The organism is Micromonospora sp. KC606 (assembly GCF_004348675.1).
GTDB lineage: Bacteria > Actinomycetota > Actinomycetes > Mycobacteriales > Micromonosporaceae > Micromonospora.
In genome coordinates, this window is sequence record NZ_SMKN01000373.1 from 1 (window position 1) to 2417 (window position 2417).

Sequence of the window (2417 nt, forward strand, 5' to 3'; positions counted from 1 at the left end):
CCACACCCCCTCGTCGGGTTGCCACCCCTACCCGTCGGCATCGCGGCGCCCCGCACGCCGCAGGCCGGCCGCGACCAGCAGGGCCGCCACGGCCAGCCCGGTCAGGACCACCTCCGGCCACACCCCAGCGCGAGTGGCCGGAGTCCGCCCGTCGGCGAGAGTCACCTGCCGCACCACCACCGCGCGGGTGTTGAACCCGGTGGCGCCGCTTACCCGCCCGTCGGGGGTCGCGAACCCGGACACCCCTACCGTGGAAGCCATCAACGCCGCACGGCCGTGCTCCACCGCCCGCAACCGCACCATCGCCAACTGCTGGCGGGCCTCGGCGACGTCGAAGGTGGCGTTGTTGGTCTGCACCACCAGCAGCTGCGCCCCACCATCGACGGTGTCGCGCACCAGAGCGTCGTAGGCGACCTCGAAACAGATCACGTCACCGAGCACCGCCGGCCCGGACCGCACCACCCCCGGCGTGTCACCGGGAACGAAGTCGTTACGGACCAGATCGACCTGCTCGCTGACCATCCGGGCGATCTTCCGCAACGGCACGTACTCGGCGAACGGCACGGGGTGCCGCTTGGTGTACAGCTGCGCCAGGTCCGGGCCGCTGCCCGGCCGCCACAGGATGCCCGCGTTGCGCACCTGCTTCTCGCCGGGCCCCAGCAGCACCGCCCCCACCAGGATCGGCGCGCCGACCGCATCGGCGGCCTGAGCGATCCGCTGCCCGGCGGAGGCGTTGCGCAGCGGATCGATGTCGGAGGAGTTCTCCGGCCACACCACCAGGTCAGGTCGCGGGCGTTGCCCGGCGCGAACCTGATCGGCCAGCTCCAGGGTGGCGTCGGCGTGGTTGTCGAGCACCGCCTGCCGTTGGGCGTTGAAATCGAGGCCCAGCCGGGGCACGTTGCCCTGCACCACCGCCACCGTCACCGTCCGCCCGGCGCCGGCCACGCCGACCGGCAGCAGAAGCGCCGCACCGACGACCGCCACCGCCACGGCGACCAACGCGCCCACCGGCGCCCACGCCCGGCCGGCTGACCCCGGCCAGCGCCGCCACGCCGCAGCCACCAGCAGCCCACCGACCGCCGCCACCGCGAACGTCACCAGCGGCGCACCACCCAGCCACGCCCACCGCAGCAGCGGGGAGGTGTCCTGCGCGAACGCCAACCTGCCCCACGGGAACCCCCCGAACGGGGTACGGTCGCGCAGCGCCTCCTGCCCCACCCACAGCACGGCGGTGACCGGCGGCCACGCCCACCGCCACCGGTCCACCAGCGGCGACACCCAGGCGGTGGCCGCACCCAACACCGCCAGGTAGCCGGCCTGCAGCAACGACAGCAGCACCCACGGCAGGTAGCCGGTGTGCAGGTTGGTCCATTCCAGCATCGGCGCGAACAGCGCCACCCCGGTAAGGAAGCCCAGACCCGCGCCGCCGCGCAGCCGGCGGCGGTGCGTGGCCGCGGCCAGCAACGCCACCCCGACCGGGGCCAGCGGCCACACCCCGTACGGGGGGAACGCCAGCAGCAACACCACACCGGCCAACACCGCCGCGGGCACGGCCCAACGCAACCGCAACGCCGCCGCGACGTCGTCCTGCCGCACCACCTCGGTGGTACACACCTCGTTCCGGTCCAGCGTCGTCACCGGCACCTCACCACGATCACGCGCCGAAGGCTACCCGCCTCGCCGCCGGTCCCGCCCCCACCGGCCGGAACGGCGGCGTCCCGGGCTCCGGCGGCGCGACGCTGACCCACCAGCCCAGGACGACCGACCCGAGACGGACAACCGGAGCCGTCAAACGGAAATCGGGGCGCGGCATACGCCGCGCCCCGATGCTCCCAGGCCCCTCCCGGCCGGTGGGGCGAGAATGAGCGACCCCGACCTTCGGACCGACCCGACGGCGGACTGGCTGCCCCCGCCTGGCCGTTGTCTACTGGCCGTGCCTCTCACCCTGCCCGTACACCGGTAACCGCGGCCGGTTCGCGCCGCCCCGCCGACCCCCGCCCGCTGGACCTGGCCGCCGCAACCCGTCAGGTCGCTCGGCCAGCGGACGAAGGGACGAAGCGAACAACAGCCGCTTCCCGTGGTAGGACTCAAAGACGGTACGGCGTGGACCCCCGCCGCTGTCAACCCGCCCCGGCCTGTCGTCGGCCGTGCCACGGCGTGTCGCGTCGGTCCCGTCACCGTCAGCGTTCGAGAAGACCCCGCAGCAACGCCCGCGCCGCCGCCGGATGCTCGGCCGCGAGCAGCCCCCCGGCGGCCAACACGTAGTCGGCGTCGACGACGGGCCGGGCGGCCCGCGGCAGCGGCCACCCACCCGCATGGTCGGCGAGCACCGCCGCCAGCACCGACACCGAGGCGGCCCGGCCGCCGTGGCGCAGCACCCCACCGGAGCCCACCATCCACCGCACGTCCCGCAGATC

General features: G+C 74.7%; 2 protein-coding genes. Both read right to left on the reverse strand.

Annotated features, from left to right (window positions below; translation table 11 throughout):
* Nucleotides 1-27: 27 nt before the first annotated feature.
* Complete coding sequence (gene lnt, locus E1193_RS31090) at nt 28-1614, reverse strand: apolipoprotein N-acyltransferase (protein WP_243707981.1); 1587 nt, start codon at nt 1612-1614, stop codon at nt 28-30.
* Nucleotides 1615-2180: 566 nt separating this feature from the next.
* Nucleotides 2181-2417: glutamate mutase L (locus tag E1193_RS31095; protein ID WP_207922943.1), on the reverse strand; the 237-nt coding region annotated here is incomplete at its 5' end.